The organism is Gordonia sp. NPDC003429, assembly GCF_053588575.1.
Genome location: NZ_JBSFQF010000006.1, coordinates 64,715 through 81,167, shown reverse-complemented (window position 1 = coordinate 81,167; position 16,453 = coordinate 64,715). Strand labels below are relative to the sequence as shown.

General features: G+C 66.4%; 13 protein-coding genes. 6 read left to right on the top strand and 7 right to left on the bottom strand.

Annotation, left to right across the window (positions count from 1 at the left end; translation table 11 throughout):
• Positions 1-6 precede the first annotated feature (6 nt).
• Together ftsH and hpt are read right to left on the bottom strand one after the other, a co-directional pair.
• Complete coding sequence (gene ftsH, locus ACWDSI_RS09520; RefSeq protein ID WP_449756385.1) at positions 7-2,448, bottom strand: ATP-dependent zinc metalloprotease FtsH; 2,442 nt, start codon at positions 2,446-2,448, stop codon at positions 7-9.
• A gap of 184 nt (positions 2,449-2,632) precedes the next feature.
• Positions 2,633-3,205 carry a hypoxanthine phosphoribosyltransferase gene (gene hpt / locus ACWDSI_RS09515; protein WP_449746835.1) on the bottom strand — a complete coding sequence of 191 codons (573 nt, stop codon included), beginning with the start codon at positions 3,203-3,205 and terminating at the stop codon, positions 2,633-2,635.
• A 489-nt stretch (positions 3,206-3,694) separates the two neighbouring features.
• On the opposite strand from hpt, the gene ACWDSI_RS09510 reads away from it, so the two are divergent.
• Positions 3,695-4,321: a glycine zipper family protein gene (locus ACWDSI_RS09510; protein WP_449756384.1), complete on the top strand. Its 627-nt coding sequence runs from the start codon at positions 3,695-3,697 to the stop codon at positions 4,319-4,321.
• A gap of 22 nt (positions 4,322-4,343) precedes the next feature.
• On the opposite strand, the gene tilS is transcribed toward ACWDSI_RS09510, so the two are convergent.
• The 3 genes from tilS to dacB all read right to left on the bottom strand — a co-directional run bounded on the left by tilS (position 4,344) and on the right by dacB (position 7,857).
• Positions 4,344-5,297, bottom strand: a complete 954-nt coding sequence (gene tilS / locus ACWDSI_RS09505) for a tRNA lysidine(34) synthetase TilS (RefSeq protein ID WP_449756383.1) — start codon at positions 5,295-5,297, stop codon at positions 4,344-4,346.
• Positions 5,276-6,361 (bottom strand): zinc-dependent metalloprotease, encoded by a 1,086-nt coding sequence (locus ACWDSI_RS09500; RefSeq protein WP_449756491.1) that lies wholly within the window; start codon positions 6,359-6,361, stop codon positions 5,276-5,278. The genes tilS and ACWDSI_RS09500 overlap by 22 nt, the downstream gene beginning before the upstream one ends.
• An 89-nt stretch (positions 6,362-6,450) precedes the next feature.
• Entirely contained in the window at positions 6,451-7,857 is a 1,407-nt protein-coding gene (dacB, locus tag ACWDSI_RS09495; RefSeq protein ID WP_449756382.1) for a D-alanyl-D-alanine carboxypeptidase/D-alanyl-D-alanine endopeptidase, read from the bottom strand.
• Between the two features lie 118 nt (positions 7,858-7,975).
• On the opposite strand from dacB, the gene ACWDSI_RS09490 reads away from it, so the two are divergent.
• The gene (locus ACWDSI_RS09490) at positions 7,976-8,488 is read left to right on the top strand and encodes an inorganic diphosphatase (RefSeq protein ID WP_449746831.1); all 513 of its coding nucleotides are present in this window, start codon (positions 7,976-7,978) and stop codon (positions 8,486-8,488) included.
• Between the two features lie 131 nt (positions 8,489-8,619).
• On the opposite strand, the gene ACWDSI_RS09485 is transcribed toward ACWDSI_RS09490, so the two are convergent.
• Entirely contained in the window at positions 8,620-10,314 is a 1,695-nt protein-coding gene (locus ACWDSI_RS09485; RefSeq protein ID WP_449756381.1) for an MDR family MFS transporter, read from the bottom strand.
• Positions 10,311-10,769 (bottom strand): MarR family winged helix-turn-helix transcriptional regulator, encoded by a 459-nt coding sequence (locus ACWDSI_RS09480; RefSeq protein ID WP_449756490.1) that lies wholly within the window; start codon positions 10,767-10,769, stop codon positions 10,311-10,313. Before ACWDSI_RS09480 ends, ACWDSI_RS09485 begins: the two co-directional genes overlap by 4 nt.
• Positions 10,770-11,004: 235 nt before the next feature.
• On the opposite strand from ACWDSI_RS09480, the gene alc reads away from it, so the two are divergent.
• From alc to ACWDSI_RS09460, 4 genes are all read left to right on the top strand, one after another.
• Complete coding sequence (alc, locus tag ACWDSI_RS09475) at positions 11,005-11,988, top strand: allantoicase (RefSeq protein WP_449746829.1); 984 nt, start codon at positions 11,005-11,007, stop codon at positions 11,986-11,988.
• 230 nt (positions 11,989-12,218) lie between these two features.
• Entirely contained in the window at positions 12,219-13,841 is a 1,623-nt protein-coding gene (locus ACWDSI_RS09470; RefSeq protein ID WP_449756380.1) for an alkaline phosphatase D family protein, read from the top strand.
• A 71-nt stretch (positions 13,842-13,912) separates the two neighbouring features.
• A complete protein-coding gene (locus ACWDSI_RS09465) occupies positions 13,913-15,190 on the top strand; it encodes a hypothetical protein (protein ID WP_449756379.1) in 1,278 nt (425 codons plus the stop codon).
• A gap of 37 nt (positions 15,191-15,227) precedes the next feature.
• Positions 15,228-16,439 (top strand): phosphatase PAP2 family protein, encoded by a 1,212-nt coding sequence (locus tag ACWDSI_RS09460; protein ID WP_449756378.1) that lies wholly within the window; start codon positions 15,228-15,230, stop codon positions 16,437-16,439.
• The last annotated feature ends 14 nt before the right edge of the window (positions 16,440-16,453 follow it).

The following is a 16,453-nucleotide window of genomic DNA, read 5'->3' as shown; positions in this document are numbered from 1 at the left end:
CGGCCCTCAGTTGCTTCCGTGGCCACCGGAACCGTTGGTGTCGCCCGGCCCGCTGCCATTCCTGCCGTTGCCATAGCCATTGCCATTGGCATTCCCACTGCCGTTGGCATTCCCACTGCCATTGGCATTGCCACTGCCGTTGCCGTTGTAGTGGCCGCCACGGCGGTTCGATCCGTCCTGCTCACCGTTGGCCGGCGGCCACCCGGGCGCCGACCAGTCGCGCGGGGCACCGTAATCGGGCCGCGTGCCGCCCTGGCCCCCGTACTGGCCCGGAGCATGCTGGCCGGGACCCTGCTGCGGGGGCGTGGGGTACGGCGCCGGCGGATACTGCGACGGCGGGTACGGGGTCGGGGGTTGCGGATACGGCCCGGAATGCTGCCCGGCCGGCGGATACGGATACGACGGCGGGCCGGGATATGGGCCGCCGGCGGGACCCGCGCCACCCGAGTCACCACTCGGGTACGACGCCGCACCCGCGCCCACGGGTTCGGGGACGGGTTCGGGCTCGGGTGGCCACGGCTCGCCCCGTTCGATCGCCAACTCGCCGGGGGTCTTGACCGGCGGCTTGTCACTCGGGGTGCGCTCCCCGAACTCGTTGAACGTGGTGATCCGCGGACGCTTGTGCACATCGGTGAAGATCTGTTCGAGATCCTTGCGGGTCAGGGTCTCCTTCTCCAGGAGTTCACTGGCCAGCACGTCGAGTGTGTCGCGGTACTCCGACAGGATCGCCCACGCCTCGGTGTGCGCGGCCTCGATCAGCCTGCGCACCTCGTCGTCGATCTCGCTGGCGACGCCGGCCGAGTAGTCGCTCTGTGTGCCCATCGAACGGCCCAGGAACGGATCGCCCTGCTCCTGGCCGTATCGCACCGCACCGAGCTTGGCGCTCATGCCGTATTCGGTGACCATGGCGCGCGCGATCTTGGTGGCCTGATCGATGTCCGACGACGCTCCGGTGGTGGGCTCGTGGAACACCAGCTCCTCGGCGGCGCGTCCACCCATCGCCATCACCAGCCGCGCGATCATCTCCGAGCGGGTCATCAGGTCCTTGTCCTGCTCCGGCACGGCCAGTGCGTGACCGCCGGTCCGGCCGCGGGCCAGGATGGTGACCTTGTAGATCGGGTCGAGATCGGGCATCGCCCATGCCGCGAGGGTGTGCCCGCCCTCGTGATAGGCCACGATCTTCTTCTCGTGTTCGCTGATGATGCGGCTCTTGCGACGCGGCCCACCGATCACGCGGTCCACGGCCTCCTCGAGCATCTCCGCGGTGATCATGGACTGGTTCTCACGCGCGGCGAGCAGCGCGGCCTCGTTCACGACGTTGGCCAGGTCGGCACCCGACATGCCGGGGGTGCGCTTGGCCAGTCCGTCGAGGTCGGCGTCGGGGGCGATGGGCTTGCCCTTGGCGTGCACCTTCAGGATCGCCCGGCGACCGGCGATGTCGGGGTTGCCCACCGGGATCTGACGGTCGAAACGGCCGGGACGCAGCAACGCCGGGTCGAGGATGTCGGGCCGGTTGGTGGCCGCGATCAGGATGACGCCGGAGCGGTCACCGAAACCGTCCATCTCCACGAGCAGCTGATTGAGCGTCTGCTCGCGTTCGTCGTGGCCGCCGCCCAGACCCGCACCACGCTGGCGGCCCACGGCGTCGATCTCGTCGACGAAGATGATGCACGGACTGTTGTTCTTGGCCTGCTCGAACAGGTCGCGCACGCGGGACGCGCCGACACCGACGAACATCTCGACGAAGTCGGAGCCGGAGATGGTGAAGAACGGCACCCCGGCCTCACCTGCCACGGCACGCGCGAGCAGCGTCTTGCCGGTGCCGGGCGGACCGTAGAGCAGGACGCCACGGGGAATCTTGGCGCCGAGGGCCTGATAACGCGCCGGGTTCTGCAGGAAATCCTTGATCTCGTAGAGCTCTTCGACGGCTTCATCGGCGCCCGCGACGTCGGCGAAGGTGGTCTTGGGCATGTCCTTCGACAGCTGTTTGGCCTTGGACTTGCCAAAGCCCATCACGCCGCCGCGCCCGCCGCCCTGCATGCGGTTCATGACGAAGAAGAACAGACCGAACAGCAGCAACATCGGGAGCAGGAACACCAGGATCTGCCAGAACACGGACTGCTCGTTGACGTTGGTCTGGTAGCCGGCACCGGTGGACTTGACGGAGTCGAAGACCTGCTCACCGGCCGACGCCGGATACTTGGCCGAGATCTTGGTGGTGTCCTTGCCGTCGACCTTGACCGGCTCCTTGGTCTCGATGCGGAGCTGTTGTTCGCGGTCGTCGATCTGGATGAACTTGGTGTTCTTCGTGTTGAGCTGGGTCAACGCCACCGAGGTGTCCACCCCGGTGTAGTCGCGGTCTCCGTTGCGCATCACGCTCCAGCCCCAGAGGGCGAGCACGACGACCGCCAGGATCGCGAGGTTGCGGAAGACTGTCTTTCGGTTCATGCGAGTTGGTGGAGGCGGACCGGGGGCGGGATCACCCGGTGCCGTGACCACTGTCCTTCCATCGGTTTGCGGACGAAGTGAACGGACCCAAGACTGCGTTCGTCCACATAGAGGCTACCGGTCAACGATCCTGCAGGTGAAACCGTTCCCGGATGTGCGGCCCGAGAAGGGCGACGAGGCCGGGCTACTGGTACACGGTGGACCGCAGCCGCCCGATGAAGGGCAGGTCACGATAGCGTTCGGCGTAGTCGAGGCCGTACCCCACCACGAACTCGTTGGGGATGTCGAAACCCACGTCGGCCACCGTCACGGGTGAACGCACCGCCTCCGGCTTGCGCAGCAGGGTGCACACCTCCAGCGAGCGCGGCTGCCGGGTGGCGAGGTTCTTCATCAGCCACGACAGTGTGAGACCCGAATCGATGATGTCCTCGACGATCAGCACATCGCGCCCGGCGATGTCGCGGTCGAGGTCCTTGAGGATGCGCACCACGCCCGACGACGACGTGGACGATCCGTAGCTCGAGACCGCCATGAACTCCATCTGGGCGGGTATCGGCAGCGCCCGCGCGAAGTCGGTCATGAACATGATGGCGCCCTTGAGGACCCCGACGAGGACCAGATCGTCGTCGATGCCTGCGTAGCGGGTGGCCACCGATTCCGCCAGCTCCGTGGTGCGCTGTTTGATCTGGTCCTCGGTGATCAGGATCGCTTCGATGTCGTCGCCGTAGTGGTGGGCGATGTCGGTCGCGGAATGCACGTCAACAGCTTGTCACGTCCCCCGGCACCGGTGGGCGGCGAGTTGCCACCGAACCACCGGCGATTGCGTGTTGTACGCAAGCCGAACGATGTGGACGGGTGTGGTTCGAACAAGGGACGCTCGTGTCACAGCTAGGTCACAACGCTGCCCACTGTTCACACGCGCACCAAAGTCGGCCAAAGCCGTGACGCCCCGCTGCACACTCTTGCGCACGCGGAAATGCAATTCATTCGGATTTCGAATGAATTTCGGAGATTTCCGCGTATGCGTTCCGGAAATGCTCCGGGAGGATCTCCTCCGGAGCGTGCCACATCCCGCACGGTGGCTCGAAATCAGGTTCGCAGCCGCACATTTCAAGAGAATGGAACAAGGATGACCGACCAACGACGCCCCGGTTGCCGTCAACTTTTACCGCCACCGATGAATCGCCGTCGAAAGTTGTTGCGGCTAAACATCTTTTTCTTCGCGATTTTGCTCGCCGTCCCATTGGTGAACGGCACTGCCAACGCGGCACCCCCGACGGCTACGCCGGTGCAGTACCGTCTGACCCAGACGCCGACGAGCGTCGTGCTCGATTTCACCAATGCGAAAATTCTGCGAACCGCGGACTCGGTGGAAATCCAGAACTCGACCGGTGCCACGGTCTTCCGGATGCCGCTCTCGTATCGCCTGGAATACCGGGAGTTCCCCATCGATTCCGCCGTGGCGGGTAACACCGTGACGCTGACACCGTCGAAGAATCTCGCGCGTTCGCGTGCGCTGAGCCCGGTCGAGGTGGACCCGATCCGGCAGGTGGCGGCACAGCAGAAGGTCGACGCGCCGAGGACCAAACAGGAGCGTGACGACCAGGCACTGGCGCGGTTCAACCAGGAACTCGGCGCGGGACTGACGATCTCCTCGCTGGTGGGCTTGGCGATCGGGGCCATCGCGGGCGGTGTGATCGGATGCCTGCTGGGTCTGCCGCTACTCGGCGTCGGCTGCCTTCCCGGCATTCCGCTGGGAGCGTCGCTGGGATCGATCGTCGGCATTATCCTCGGCGGTGGCGGGTCCGCGATCGTCGGCGGTATCAACTACTTCAACACCATCAATTCCCCGTTCGTACCGCCCAAGAACTAGCGTTCGTGCGGTCGGAGGTCGGTCAGCGGGCGGCTGCGCGTAAGCGCAGCCGCCCGTCCATGTGCTCGACGACGAGTCGATGGTCCGGCGTGCCGCCGATGGCGACCTGGGCGCCGGTAGCGACGACCAACAGGGCGTCCGTCGCGCCGATCGTCCGCGTCGTCGGCTCGGTGGCCCCCACCCCCATCAGCCAGCGCCGTAGCACCCGGGTCCGGATCGCGGGCAACAGTGCGACGAGCGCGGCCACTTCGAGTTCGGCGCCCCCGGCGCGCACGGCGGCGTCATAAGCGCTCTCGGCGAGAGCATCGAGGGCGTCATTGTCGTCCTGTAGTGACGCGGCGGTGCGGGCGAGTGCGGCCACCACCCCGCCGTGCACCACATCGTCGAGCAGCGGTAACACCTCCGCGCGCATTCGCACCCGGGTGAAACGAGGGTCGACGTTGTGCGGGTCGGCGTACGCGTGCAGTCCGAGTTCCGTGCACACACCCACCGTTTCTGCTTGCCGCACACCCAGCAGCGGGCGGCCCCATGGGTCACGCCAGGGCCGCATCCCGGCGAGCGACCGCGACCCCGACCCGCGGGCCAGACCGAGGAGTACCGTTTCGGCCTGATCGTCCATGGTGTGCGCCAACAACACCGGTGCGTCTGCCCGCGCGGCGTCGAGGGCTTCGTAGCGCGCCCGGCGTGCCGCGGCCTCCAGCCCGCCGTCGGAGCCGACCGACACCCGCAGCACCTCCGCGCAGGCACCCAGATCGGTGGCGGTACGGGCCGCGGTGTCGGCGACGTCGGCGGAGCCGTCCTGCAAGCCGTGATCGACGACCAGTGCGCGCACCGACAGCCCGGCCCGCAGTGCGCACGCGGTGAGCGCGAGCGAATCGGGGCCGCCCGACAGCGCCACACATACGTCGGTGCGGCCGCCGAGCTCGGTGGCAGCGAAGGCGGCCACCGCACGGGTCACAGCACCCGTTGAATCCATCGCGACGGCTCGTCGATCTCGTCGGTGCGCGGCATGGTCTCCGGCGACGTCCAGATCGTGTTGAACCGCTCCATCCCGACGGTCGACACCACCTCGTCGACGAAGGCCTTACCCCGGGTGTACTGCGCCAGCTTCGCATCCATACCGATCAGCGCGCGGATGATGCGCTGCACCGGATTGCGCGGGGTGGCGCGACGCCGGTCGAACGCCGCCCGGATGCTCTCCACCGTCGGAACCTGTTCGGGGCCAACGGCATCCATCACGTGGTCGGCGTGGCCCTCGAGCAGGGTGCCCAGCATCATCATGCGGTTGAAGGCGTCGTACTGCTCCGGGCTCTGCACCAGTTGCATGACCCCGATGACACCCTTCTCGCGGGGTTTGCCGCCCCGCAGCGAGGCGGTGATCCGTGCGGCGATCTCACCGGCCGATTCGCCGGTCTCCGACGTCAGCACCGCGATGTTGTCGCTCATGTACTGCCGCAGCCACGGGTTGGCCGAGAACTGCACGCGGTGGGTCACCTCGTGCAGGCACACCCACAGCCGGAAGTCCGACGGCACCACGTGCAGCGAGCGTTCCACCGCAATGATGTTGGGAGTCACCAACATCAACACGCCGGGATCTTTATTCGGCCCGCTCGCTACGCTCCCGGCGCCGGGGTTCGGGGTGAACGGATCGTACTGGCCGAGGATGGCGGTGGCCAGAAACGCGAGGAGTCCCCCGGCCTGCACTCCCCCGACCTTCCCCGAGATGCCCTCGACGAATCCCTGTATCCCACCGGCATGTTCGTCGTCGGCGTCGACGCCGGACGTGGACCCGTCGAGCATCGACCGCATCGACACCGCCGCGGCGTCGATCCACCCGGGACGATCGAGGACGCGGGCCGCCGGGACGGGGAGACCGTCGGCGAGGCCGGTGACCTCCCGGACGGGACCCTCGGCGCGGACGGCCGCGTCGGCGAGTTCGGCGCGGGCGGCCTCGAGGGTGTAAGCGGTGGTCTTGGGACCGGACCGCACCAGCTTGCGCCCGGTGGCCGCGGCCAGCGACCAGTCGATACGCGCACCCATCGGGTCCAGCAGATGATGGCCGCCGCCATCGGGCTGCACACCGTCCGCCGTTGTGGTGTCGCCGGTGGTCTCACTCATCGACGTCTCGCTCATCGACATCCGCACTCCCTCAGATCGCCGGGGACGGCGTCGAGTGCGGGCCGCGCATCGGCCGGCGAGGTACCGCCGGACATCAGCGCGAACGACAGAACCCGGCCGTCGACCGTCTGGACTATGCCCGTCAACGAACTGACTCCCGTCAGTGTTCCGGTCTTCGCGCGCACCCATCCCGCGCCGGGGTTGTCGCCTGCGGTGAACCGGTCGGCGAGGGTTCCGGTACCGCCGGCCACCGGCAGCCCGTCGAGCATCGGGCGAAGCTTGGTCTGAACCACGGCGTCACCTCCGGTCGGGCCGCTGGAGGCCGCCATCACCTTGTCGAGCACCGACGCGGGCACGCGGTTGGCGTAGGAGATCCCCGAGGTGTCCCGCAACGTCACCCCGGTCATGCTGAACCCGTTGTTTCGCAGCGTGGCGACCACGGCGTCCGCACCGCCGGCCAGCGTCGCCGGACCGCCCTTCGCCTTCGACAACTCGATGCCGAGTGTTTCGGCGAGCACGTTGTCGGAGTAGCGGAGCATGTCGTTGACCCTGGTCACCAGCGGTGCCGACTGCACCGACGCGAGTTGCCGGGCCCCAGGCGGTGCGGTCACCTCGGTGACGTCGGTGGAGACGCCGAGCGCCGTCGCGAGCTGCTCACCGGCGGTGATGGCCGGATTGTCGACCCGCGGCGAGTACTCGTCGAGCGGTTCGATGCGCGCCCCGTCGGTCATCAGCGCCTCGATCGGCGCGATGTCGCCGCCGGCGATGTCCTGACGGCTCCAGGTGCTGTCCATCGTCGGCCCGCTGATGCCGGAGAGGTCGACGGCGACCGACGTCGGGGTCACGCCCGACCGTCTGATCTGCGCGGCGAGATCCGCGATGCGCCCGGGGGTGGTGTAGAAGGTCGCGGCGCCGGTCGGCTGCGCCGAGAGCGTCGGGTCGCCGGCGCCCTTGATGATCACCTGTCCGTCGGGTCCCCCCACCACCGTGGTGGTCAGCCGTTGGTCGTGCGGCAGACCGATCAGGGCCGCGGCGGCGGTGAGGATCTTCGTGTTCGAGGCGGGGATGCGCGGGGTGTCGGGGGATTTCGACCACAGCGTGGCGCCGGTCAGCGAGTCGCTGATCTGCCCGGTGAAATCCCCGAGCGCGGGGGCGCGGACCGCCTGCGCGATCTGTCGGGTCACCCCGGCCGGGGTCGGTTCGGGCGCGTTCGCCGCCACCGGTTCGATCTGCGGATTGGCGGCGATGGGTGCGGGACGCGGCCCGATTCCGGGTGGCAGTTCGTCGCTGTGGTCGAGTTGTCGTGCCACCACCAGTACGCCGGTGGCGATCATGGCCAGCACCACCACCGAGACCAGGGTCCACACCACCGCCCGTCGTCGACCGCGTGGTCGACGGTCTCCATGCTTGGCGCCCACAACACCTCCGGGTCTCGAACGTCGGCTCAATTGCCCTCACAGTATCGTTGAGACGATTCGCGCAGCCGGGCCGACGGCTGCCATCACCGGCGATAGCAGCCACGATCAAGGAGGAACCGTGGAATTCGATGTGACCATCGAGATCCCGAAGGGCAGTCGCAACAAGTACGAGGTCGATCACGAGACGGGCAAGATCTATCTCGACCGCTACCTCTACACCGCCTTCGGCTACCCCGCAGACTATGGCTACATCGACGGCACCCTCGGCGAGGACGGCGACCCGCTCGACGCTCTCGTCCTGCTGCCCGAGTCGGTGTACCCCGGCGTCATCGTGAAATCCCGCGTGGTGGGCATGTACACCATGACCGACGAGGCCGGTGGCGACGACAAGCTGCTCTGTGTCCCGGCCGACGACGTCCGCTGGAACCACATCCAGGACATCGGCGACGTCAGCGAATTCGAACTCGGGCCGATCTCCCACTTCTTCGAGCACTACAAGGACCTCGAGCCCGGCAAAGAGGTTCAGCCTGGTGGCTGGGTGGGCAAGGCCGAGGCGGAGAAGGTGGCGCAGGCCGCCATCGACCGGCTCGCCCAGGAACCCGAGGAGGCCAACGAGCCCTCGCGCGGCTGACGCGCGTCTCACCCGACGTCGAGCGTGCCCACTTTCCGATCGAGCGTGTCCACTTCCTGATCAAGCGGGCACGCTCGACGGGTTTTTGGGCACGCTCGACGGGTTTTTGGGCACGCTCGACGGTCGGGGCGTTACTCGGTCAGCACCGACTCGGGGTCGCCGACCGGCTTACCCGTCCGCAGCGGCAGTTCCTTCCAGGTGGCGGTACCGATGATCGCGAGCAGCGACACGATGGAGACCGCCAGGAAGACCCGGTCCATCGAATCGGCGAAGCCCTCTTTGATCGGGGTCTGCAAGGCGGGCGGGAGCTTCTCGATCACCGAGGTGTCGCTCATCACGCTGTCCGACGACGAACCGGCCGCCGGGTTCTGCGATGCGGCGACCATCGACTGACCGAACTCCTTCACCTGCGGATCGGTGCTCTGCGTGGCGGCGTACATCACCGCCTTCTGGAACTCCGGGGTGCCCGAGGCCGCGGTCATCTGGTCCTTGATGTTGGGGCCCATCAGCGAGAACAGCAGCGAGAAGAAGATCGCGACACCCAGGGTGGCACCGATCTGCCGGAAGAAGGTGGCGGTGCCGGTGGACAGCCCCATGTCCTTGGGCGGCAGGATGTTCTGCATCGCCAGGGTGATCGGCTGCATCAGGTTGCCCAACCCGAAGCCCAGCAGCAACGCCATCGCCATCACCAGCCACACCGGCGTGGTGGTACTCACCAGGTGCAGCAGGAACGTCGCCACGGCCATCAACACCGAACCGAGGATGGTGAACACCTTGTAGCGCCCGGTCCGTGAGATGAGCTGACCCGAGGCGATCGATCCGGCCATAAGGCCGATCACCATGGGCAGCATCTGCAATCCGGCCACCATCGGACTCGACCCGCGCAGCACCTGGAAGTACTGCGGCAGCATCGAGATCCCGCCGAACATCACCGCACCCACGATCATCGAGATCACGATGCCCTGGGCGAACACCCGATTCTTGAAGACACGCAACGGGATCAGCGCGTCGTCGCCCATCATGTGTTCGATCCACACGAACAGCGCGATGCCCGCCGCCCCGACGCCGTAACAGAGCCACGCCCAGCCGGAGAACCAGCCCCACTCCCGTCCCTGCTCGGCGACGATCAGCAGCGGCGCGATACCGATCGCCAGTGCGGCGGCGCCCCAGTAGTCGGTACGACCGCCCTTGCCCTTCTGCTGGTCGTAATTGAGCACCTTGGCCACCACGGCGAGCGCGACGATGCCGATCGGCACGTTCACCAGGAACACCCAACGCCATCCGGAGATGCCCAGGATCGACGACTGTCCGGCGAAGAAGCCACCCAGCACGGGACCGAGGACACTCGACGTGCCGAACACCGCGAGGAAGTAGCCCTGATACTTGGCGCGTTCCCGCGGCGGCACGATGTCGCCGATGGTGGTCAGGGCCAGGGTGAACAGACCACCCGCGCCGAGTCCCTGCAGGGCACGGAAGGCGGCGAGCTGGTACATCGACGTCGCCATGCTGCACGCGAGCGATCCGACGATGAAGATCGAGATGGCCAGCAGGAAGAACGGTTTGCGGCCATACAGATCCGACAGCTTGCCGTACAGCGGGGTGACGATGGTCGAGGTCACCAGGTAGGCCGTGGTCACCCACGCCTGCAGGTCGTAGCCCTGCAGGTCGTCGGCGATCGTCCGGATCGCGGTGGACACGATCGTCTGGTCGAGGGCAGCCAGGAACATTCCCAGCATCAGGCCGGCCAGGATGGTGAGGATCTGCCGGTGGGTCAGACCCGCACCCGCGCTCTCCTGTGCGGCGGTTGCCGCCGACTTGTCGGTCATCTCGATCCTTTCGCAACGTCTGTGCACGCCGGCGCGACGAGCTTCTCGGCCGCGTCCACGAAGCGACCCAGCAGGCTCACCAGGTCGCGGAGTTCGTCATCGGTGAAGTCGGTCATCGCGTCGTTCATCGCCGTGCGGCGTATCTCACGCATCGCGTCCACCCGCCTGCGGCCGGCGTCGGTGATCACCAGCACCGTCGCCCGCCCGTCGTCCGGGTCGGCTTCGCGGCGCACCATTCCCATGTCCACCAGTTGTGCGACGTAGCGGCTGACGGTCGACGGATCCGCGTTGAGGCTTTCGGCGAGTTCACGCGACCGCATGGGGTGGCGCATCAGGTGGAACAGCCCCTTGTGCGCAGCCATCTCGAACTCCCCGTCGGGCGTCCGGAAGGTCGAATGCACCGCACGATCCCGCATTCGTGAATAGCGGGCGAGGATGTCGAAGAGTTCGTCCATGGCGGCAGAATCGAGCACTGAACCACCTCTCCGAGCTGTTTGCACAGAATCATCGACCGTGTGGACACACCGGTCCGGTCATTGTTCCCAACGCAACTAGTTGTCTCATGCAAGTAGTTGATGTCCGCAAGTATGCGCTCGAGTTCTGCCCTCTGGCAAACCCCCATTAGGATCGGCGTCTGTGACCCCTCAGCCTCCACCACCTGCCTCAGGTAGCCGCCCGCACTTCACATCGATGCCTGACCTGGCCTTACGCGACCTGGGTGGCGCGGTTGTCTGGACCAACGACGACCTGTTCGCCGAGGTGCAGAACATCATCAAGACGGGTTCGGCCGAGTACCGGCCGGCGACGTTCGGGCACAAGGGCCAGATCTACGACGGCTGGGAGACACGGCGACGCCGGCGGGATGGTGTCGATCAGGCGATCGTGCGCCTCGGTGCTCCGGGCGTGGTCTACGGCGTGGTGGTCGACACCTCGTGGTTCAAGGGCAACTATCCGCCGTTCGTCTCGGTGGAGGCCGCCGCGGTCGAGGGTGTGGTGTCCGCGCAGGAACTCGTCGACGACACCGAATGGGTGACCATCGTGGAGAAGACAGCCGTCGACGGCGACACCCGCAACCCGTTCCGCGTGGACGCCAAGAACCGGTTCACCCACGTGCGGCTCACCATGTATCCCGACGGCGGTGTGGCCCGGTTCCGGGTGCACGGACGCGGCGTGCCCAACCCCCACTTCTTCCGCTACGGCCACTTCGACCTGGCCGCGCTGGAGAACGGCGGCCTGATCACGGCGTGCTCCAACATGTTCTACAGTTCGCCGAACAACCTGCTGATGCCCGGCCGCGCCCGGCACATGGGTGAGGGCTGGGAGACCTCCCGGCGCCGCGACTCCGGCAACGACTGGGTGCAGGTGCGCCTGGCCGGGCAGGGACTGGTGAGCCTCGTCGAACTCGACACCAGCTACTTCCTCGGCAACGCGCCCGGGGCCGCGATGGTGCGCGGTCGCGACGGCGAGGACGGCGAATGGTTCGAGGTGCTGGGGCGCACCGAGCTACAGCCCGACACGCGCCACCGCTTCGTCCTCGACCTGGACCGGCCGATGACCGAGGCCCGCATGGACATCTATCCCGACGGCGGGATGGCGCGGTTCAAGCTCTACGGCGTGCTGACCGACGAGTCCAAGGCGGGACTCATCGAGCAGTGGGAGCGCGGCGAGGCGTAGGCCACACACTCCACCACCGCCACGTGTCGCACCACACCGCCGAGAGTGCCGCGCGTGGGTCACAGTTTCGTCGCGCGTGTGTTGATAAACATGGCCGACGACATCGTTCGTTAACGCAACGAACACCTTGGCCTAACCGTTCGTGACTGTACTGACACCTCGTGGCCCAAGAACCCAACCAATCGAATATTTTTCGGCCTTCGCGCCGAACCTTCATCAGATCAGCAGCGGTGGCCGTCGGGGCCGCGACGGTAGCGACTGCGAATCTGCCCACTGCGACCGCCACCCCCGGGAACGCCGTGTTCCTGCATTCGGTGGCATCCGGGGATCCGTTACCCGACAGGGTGATTCTGTGGACCAGGGTCACCCCGGAACCACGGGCAACCCCCGGTTCGGGATACGGATCTCCCACCACCGTGCGGTGGGAGATCGCCCTCGATCCGCAGTTCGGATCGATCGTCAACTCGGGTCGGTTGACCACCTCGGTCGACCGTGACCACACGGTGAAGGTCGACGCCACCGGGCTGGCACCCTCTACCAGGTACTTCTACCGATTCGTCGTCGCCGATGGCCCGCTCAAGGGTCGAACATCGCCCGTGGGCCGAACAAAGACCGCACCACCGGAGTCCGCAGATCTCGGCGACCTCCGTTTCGCGGTGTGCTCGTGCTCGAACTACGAGTCGGGATTCTTCATCGCCTATCGGGCGATGGCGGCCCGCAAAGACCTGGATTTCGTTCTCCACCTTGGGGATTACACCTACGAATACGAGACCGGCGGATATCCGGGCGCGTACAGCAAGACCGTCCGCGCCGTCGAACCGGTGCACGCCACCGTCACCGTCGACGATTACCGGGCGCGTCAGGGCAAACACCATCAGGATCCCGATCTGGCCCTCGCGCACGCCACTCATCCGTTCATCTGCATGTGGGACGACCACGAGTCCGCGAACAACTCCTACAAGGACGGCGCCGAGAACCACAAGGAACTCACCCAGGGCAGCTGGAGCGCCCGCAAACGCGCCTCAACCAAGGCCTACTTCGAGTGGATGCCCGTGCGGCCCAACTCACTGGACAACGGCGAACACCTCTATCGAAAGTTCCGGTTCGGCACCCTCGCCGAACTGATCATCCCCGACCTGCGGTCCTACCGGGACAAGCAGTCGTACTTCGCCGAAGACGACCCCAATCAGAGCATCACGGGCAAGACGCAGTACAAGTGGCTCGAGAACTCGATCACGTCGTCCACCGCGGCATGGCAGGTGATCGGCAACGAGGTCTTGATGGTGCCGTTGGTGATCCCCGAATCCACCGACCCGAGGTTGGCCGACTGGCTCCACGATCAGATCGGGCTGCCCAAGGACGGAATCCCACTCAACGACGATCAGTGGGACGGCTATGCCGCGGAGCGTCGCTCCCTGCTCACCGCGATCGAGAGGGCGAACAAGCGCAGCGTCGTCCTCGTCACCGGCGACATCCACAGCTCGTGGGCAAGTGAGTTGCCGCTCAACGTATCCCACTACGGCAAAGACAGCAGCGGGCGGGTTGTGGCATGCGAGTTCACGCCCCCGAGTATCACCGCCGCCAGCGGGTACGACACGATTGCGCTGACGCGTGAACTCGCCGCACCCACCGCAGCGCTGATGAGCACCGGACAAGAAGCCATCAAGGCACTGAACCCGTGGATCAAGGACGTCGAGCTCACCACCCACGGATTCGGCGTGATGACCGTTACCAAGTCGCGAGCCCAGATGGACTGGTACTACATCGACAACATCCAGAATTCTCGGTCCTCGGCTCGGCGCGCCTTCGGCTGGTACACGATGTCCGGCCGGCCCAAGCTGTTTCGCGCATGAACCACCGATTCCGCCACACACGTTGGCAATCAAACACTTTCACACACCTACGTACCGAAAACGGACCACTGATGACTTCACAGAATCGCGCTACCGCACGGCCGTCGGCCCGGCGCACAGCCACTCTCGCGCTGGCGGTGTGCGCCACCGTGGCGTTGGGTACCGCACCGGCCGCCACTGCCGCACCGATTGGACAGCCCGCCAAGCCTTTCCCCCACGACTGCCGATCGGGCGCAACCCTGACGCTCGGCGAGACGGTCCCGATCGTGGCCGATGCCCTCAAGAAGCGCGCCCCCGGCAACTCACGCACGATCGACAGCGCCGCGGCCTCTCTGTCGAGGCAGATGAACAACGCCACGATCAGCACGCTCGTGGTGACCCAGCGCGGTTCCGAGGTCAGCCCCGCCCAGGGTGTTCAGGCAACCCACGGCGCCAACGCACTCGTCCAGCGGGTGTTGTCCATCAAGAACGGCACCTACCGGGACGGCAACAAGATGTCGTCGATCTCGGTGAACGACGCGATCGAGACGGTACTGCTCGGACTCGAGATCACCGACCAGGTGGGAATCAACACCGCAGCCGAAGCGCTCGGTGAAGTGGTCTCATCCGCGGTCGGAGTCCCGATCGTCGGCACCATCGCCGGCGACATCGTCAAGTACATCGTCGAGATCCCCGGCATCGCCGCCGAGTACGGCGGCAAAACGGGCAGCGAAAAGGCCGACGGCTCCTGCCTGGCTCCCGGCGACGGTACCAAGCCGATCAAGCGCCAGGTGGTCAAGAACGCCTTCGACGTCAACGTCAGCCCGGCACTCACCGCCTTCGCACAGTCGGTCACCCTCTCGACCGTCGACTGCCGGCCGCTGGCGGACCTCAGTCTCGACGAGGCGATCGAGTACTTCGCCGAGTTCCGGTCGAACACGCTGCCCACATCGCAGCGCGCATCATTCACCGCACAGGTCAACACCATCCGGGGCAACCTCCGTAAGACCTACGTGAGCAACGCGTTCGTACCGAAGGACGCCACCGAACTCACCGGTGTATTCGAGACCGTGGCAACACTCCCGCTCATCGGCGGCCCCGGCCTCGTCTACACCGCAGGAGTCCTGCAAAACCTCGCCGCAGGCGGTGAGGTCTCCCACCTGATCCCTCTGTCCTCCATCTCGGTGAACGCGGTCTTCAACGGCGCCCGCGCCGCCAATGAGCTACTGCCTCTCAAGTCGGCAGCCGAGTACGGCTACGCGAGCACGCAGGGTACGGCAAAGGCTCTGTGCCGCACAGTGGATCAGGGTAAGCCCTACCCTGGGGCCGACAAGACGATCTACAATCCCAACCCGGTCGCGACGCACTGACCCGCACCCGCCAGACACCTGATTGGAATTCTCACCCATGACATCCACACGGGCAGTCACCCGCAGCCTCGCCATGGCGCTGCTTGTTGTCTCAGCACTCATCGGGACGGCATTGCCACGCGCGAATGCCGCACCGCCCAAACCGAATCCGGCACCCTTCCCCACCGGCGCCATCGCCACCGTGTACCAATCCGATGTGCACGGATCGGACATCATCTACTGGCCGGTGATCTCCAGCTTCGTCGACGTCCGGAAGAATCACCCGGACACGATCGCGGAAAACATGGACAAGGCCGCGCAGATCAACCAGTCGGCGAAGAACAATCCCGAGTTGCAAAAGCGCGCCCTCGACGACGGCTACGCCATCGACGGCACCACGCAAATCCAGATGTACACAATGTCGGATGCCTTCGGCGTCAACCTGGGGCGCGACTTCCGGCAAGCTGTCGCCGACGATCGTCTGCCGAAGGTCACCGCACTGGTGGACACGCTGTTCGCGCGCGGCCAGGGCATCGCCTCCTCAACTCTGATCGAGAAGGCGCTGTCGGACAATGATCGTCCGTACGTGGCCGAGCCGGACCGCATCCAGATCTACAACCGTCCGGGCCGCTCGCGCGACGACGTACTTTCCGACGGCTCGTCGTATCCTTCGGGGCACACCGCCTCGGCGATGATCCGAACCGGGCTACTGGCGCTGATGGTGCCCGAGTTCGCACCGCAATTGCTGGCCCGGGGCAGCGAGGCCGGGCTCGATCGAGTGGTACTGGGCGTCCATTACCCGCTGGACGTGATCGCCGGCCGCATGGTCGCCGACGCCGCCGTCGGCGACCGCTGGGCCGATCCGCGGTTCCGACCGCTGATCATCGCCGCGGGCAACGAACTGCGCGCCGAACTCGAATGGCGCTGCGGTGCAAAGCTCTCCGTCTGCATCGCGCACGACACTCCGTACCTGACCACCCCCGCGGCGCTGCAGGTCTACCGCGATCGGATGGGCTACGGATTCACCCGAATCGGTTCTCCTAAAGCGCCTTTCGTCGTGCCGCAGACCGCGATCGACCTCGTCGGTCGCACTCACCCAAGGTTGAGCCGCGCGCAACGCGGCGAACTGCTGCGGCTGACCGCCGCGCCGGCTGGTCATCCCCTCGACGACCAGCGCCCCGGCGGTTCGTCGTGGCAGCGACTCGATCTGGCCCGCGCATATACGGCGAAAGTCACCGTGCTGCCCGGCGGGGCAATTCGCGTCGCCTGAGGGGTGCGATCCGC

Excerpts from the sequence above, each read along its gene's own strand:
- ACWDSI_RS09480 (WP_449756490.1), bottom strand. The coding sequence starts at position 10,769 with ATGGACGAACTCTTCGACATCCTCGCCCGCTATTCACGAATGCGGGAT.
- alc (WP_449746829.1), top strand. The coding sequence starts at position 11,005 with ATGCCTGACCTGGCCTTACGCGACCTGGGTGGCGCGGTTGTCTGGACC.
- ACWDSI_RS09460 (WP_449756378.1), top strand. The coding sequence starts at position 15,228 with ATGACATCCACACGGGCAGTCACCCGCAGCCTCGCCATGGCGCTGCTT.
- ACWDSI_RS09465 (WP_449756379.1), top strand. The coding sequence starts at position 13,913 with ATGACTTCACAGAATCGCGCTACCGCACGGCCGTCGGCCCGGCGCACA.
- tilS (WP_449756383.1), bottom strand. The coding sequence starts at position 5,297 with ATGGATTCAACGGGTGCTGTGACCCGTGCGGTGGCCGCCTTCGCTGCC.
- ACWDSI_RS09500 (WP_449756491.1), bottom strand. The coding sequence starts at position 6,361 with ATGGGTGCGCGTATCGACTGGTCGCTGGCCGCGGCCACCGGGCGCAAG.
- ftsH (WP_449756385.1), bottom strand. The coding sequence starts at position 2,448 with ATGAACCGAAAGACAGTCTTCCGCAACCTCGCGATCCTGGCGGTCGTC.
- ACWDSI_RS09485 (WP_449756381.1), bottom strand. The coding sequence starts at position 10,314 with ATGACCGACAAGTCGGCGGCAACCGCCGCACAGGAGAGCGCGGGTGCG.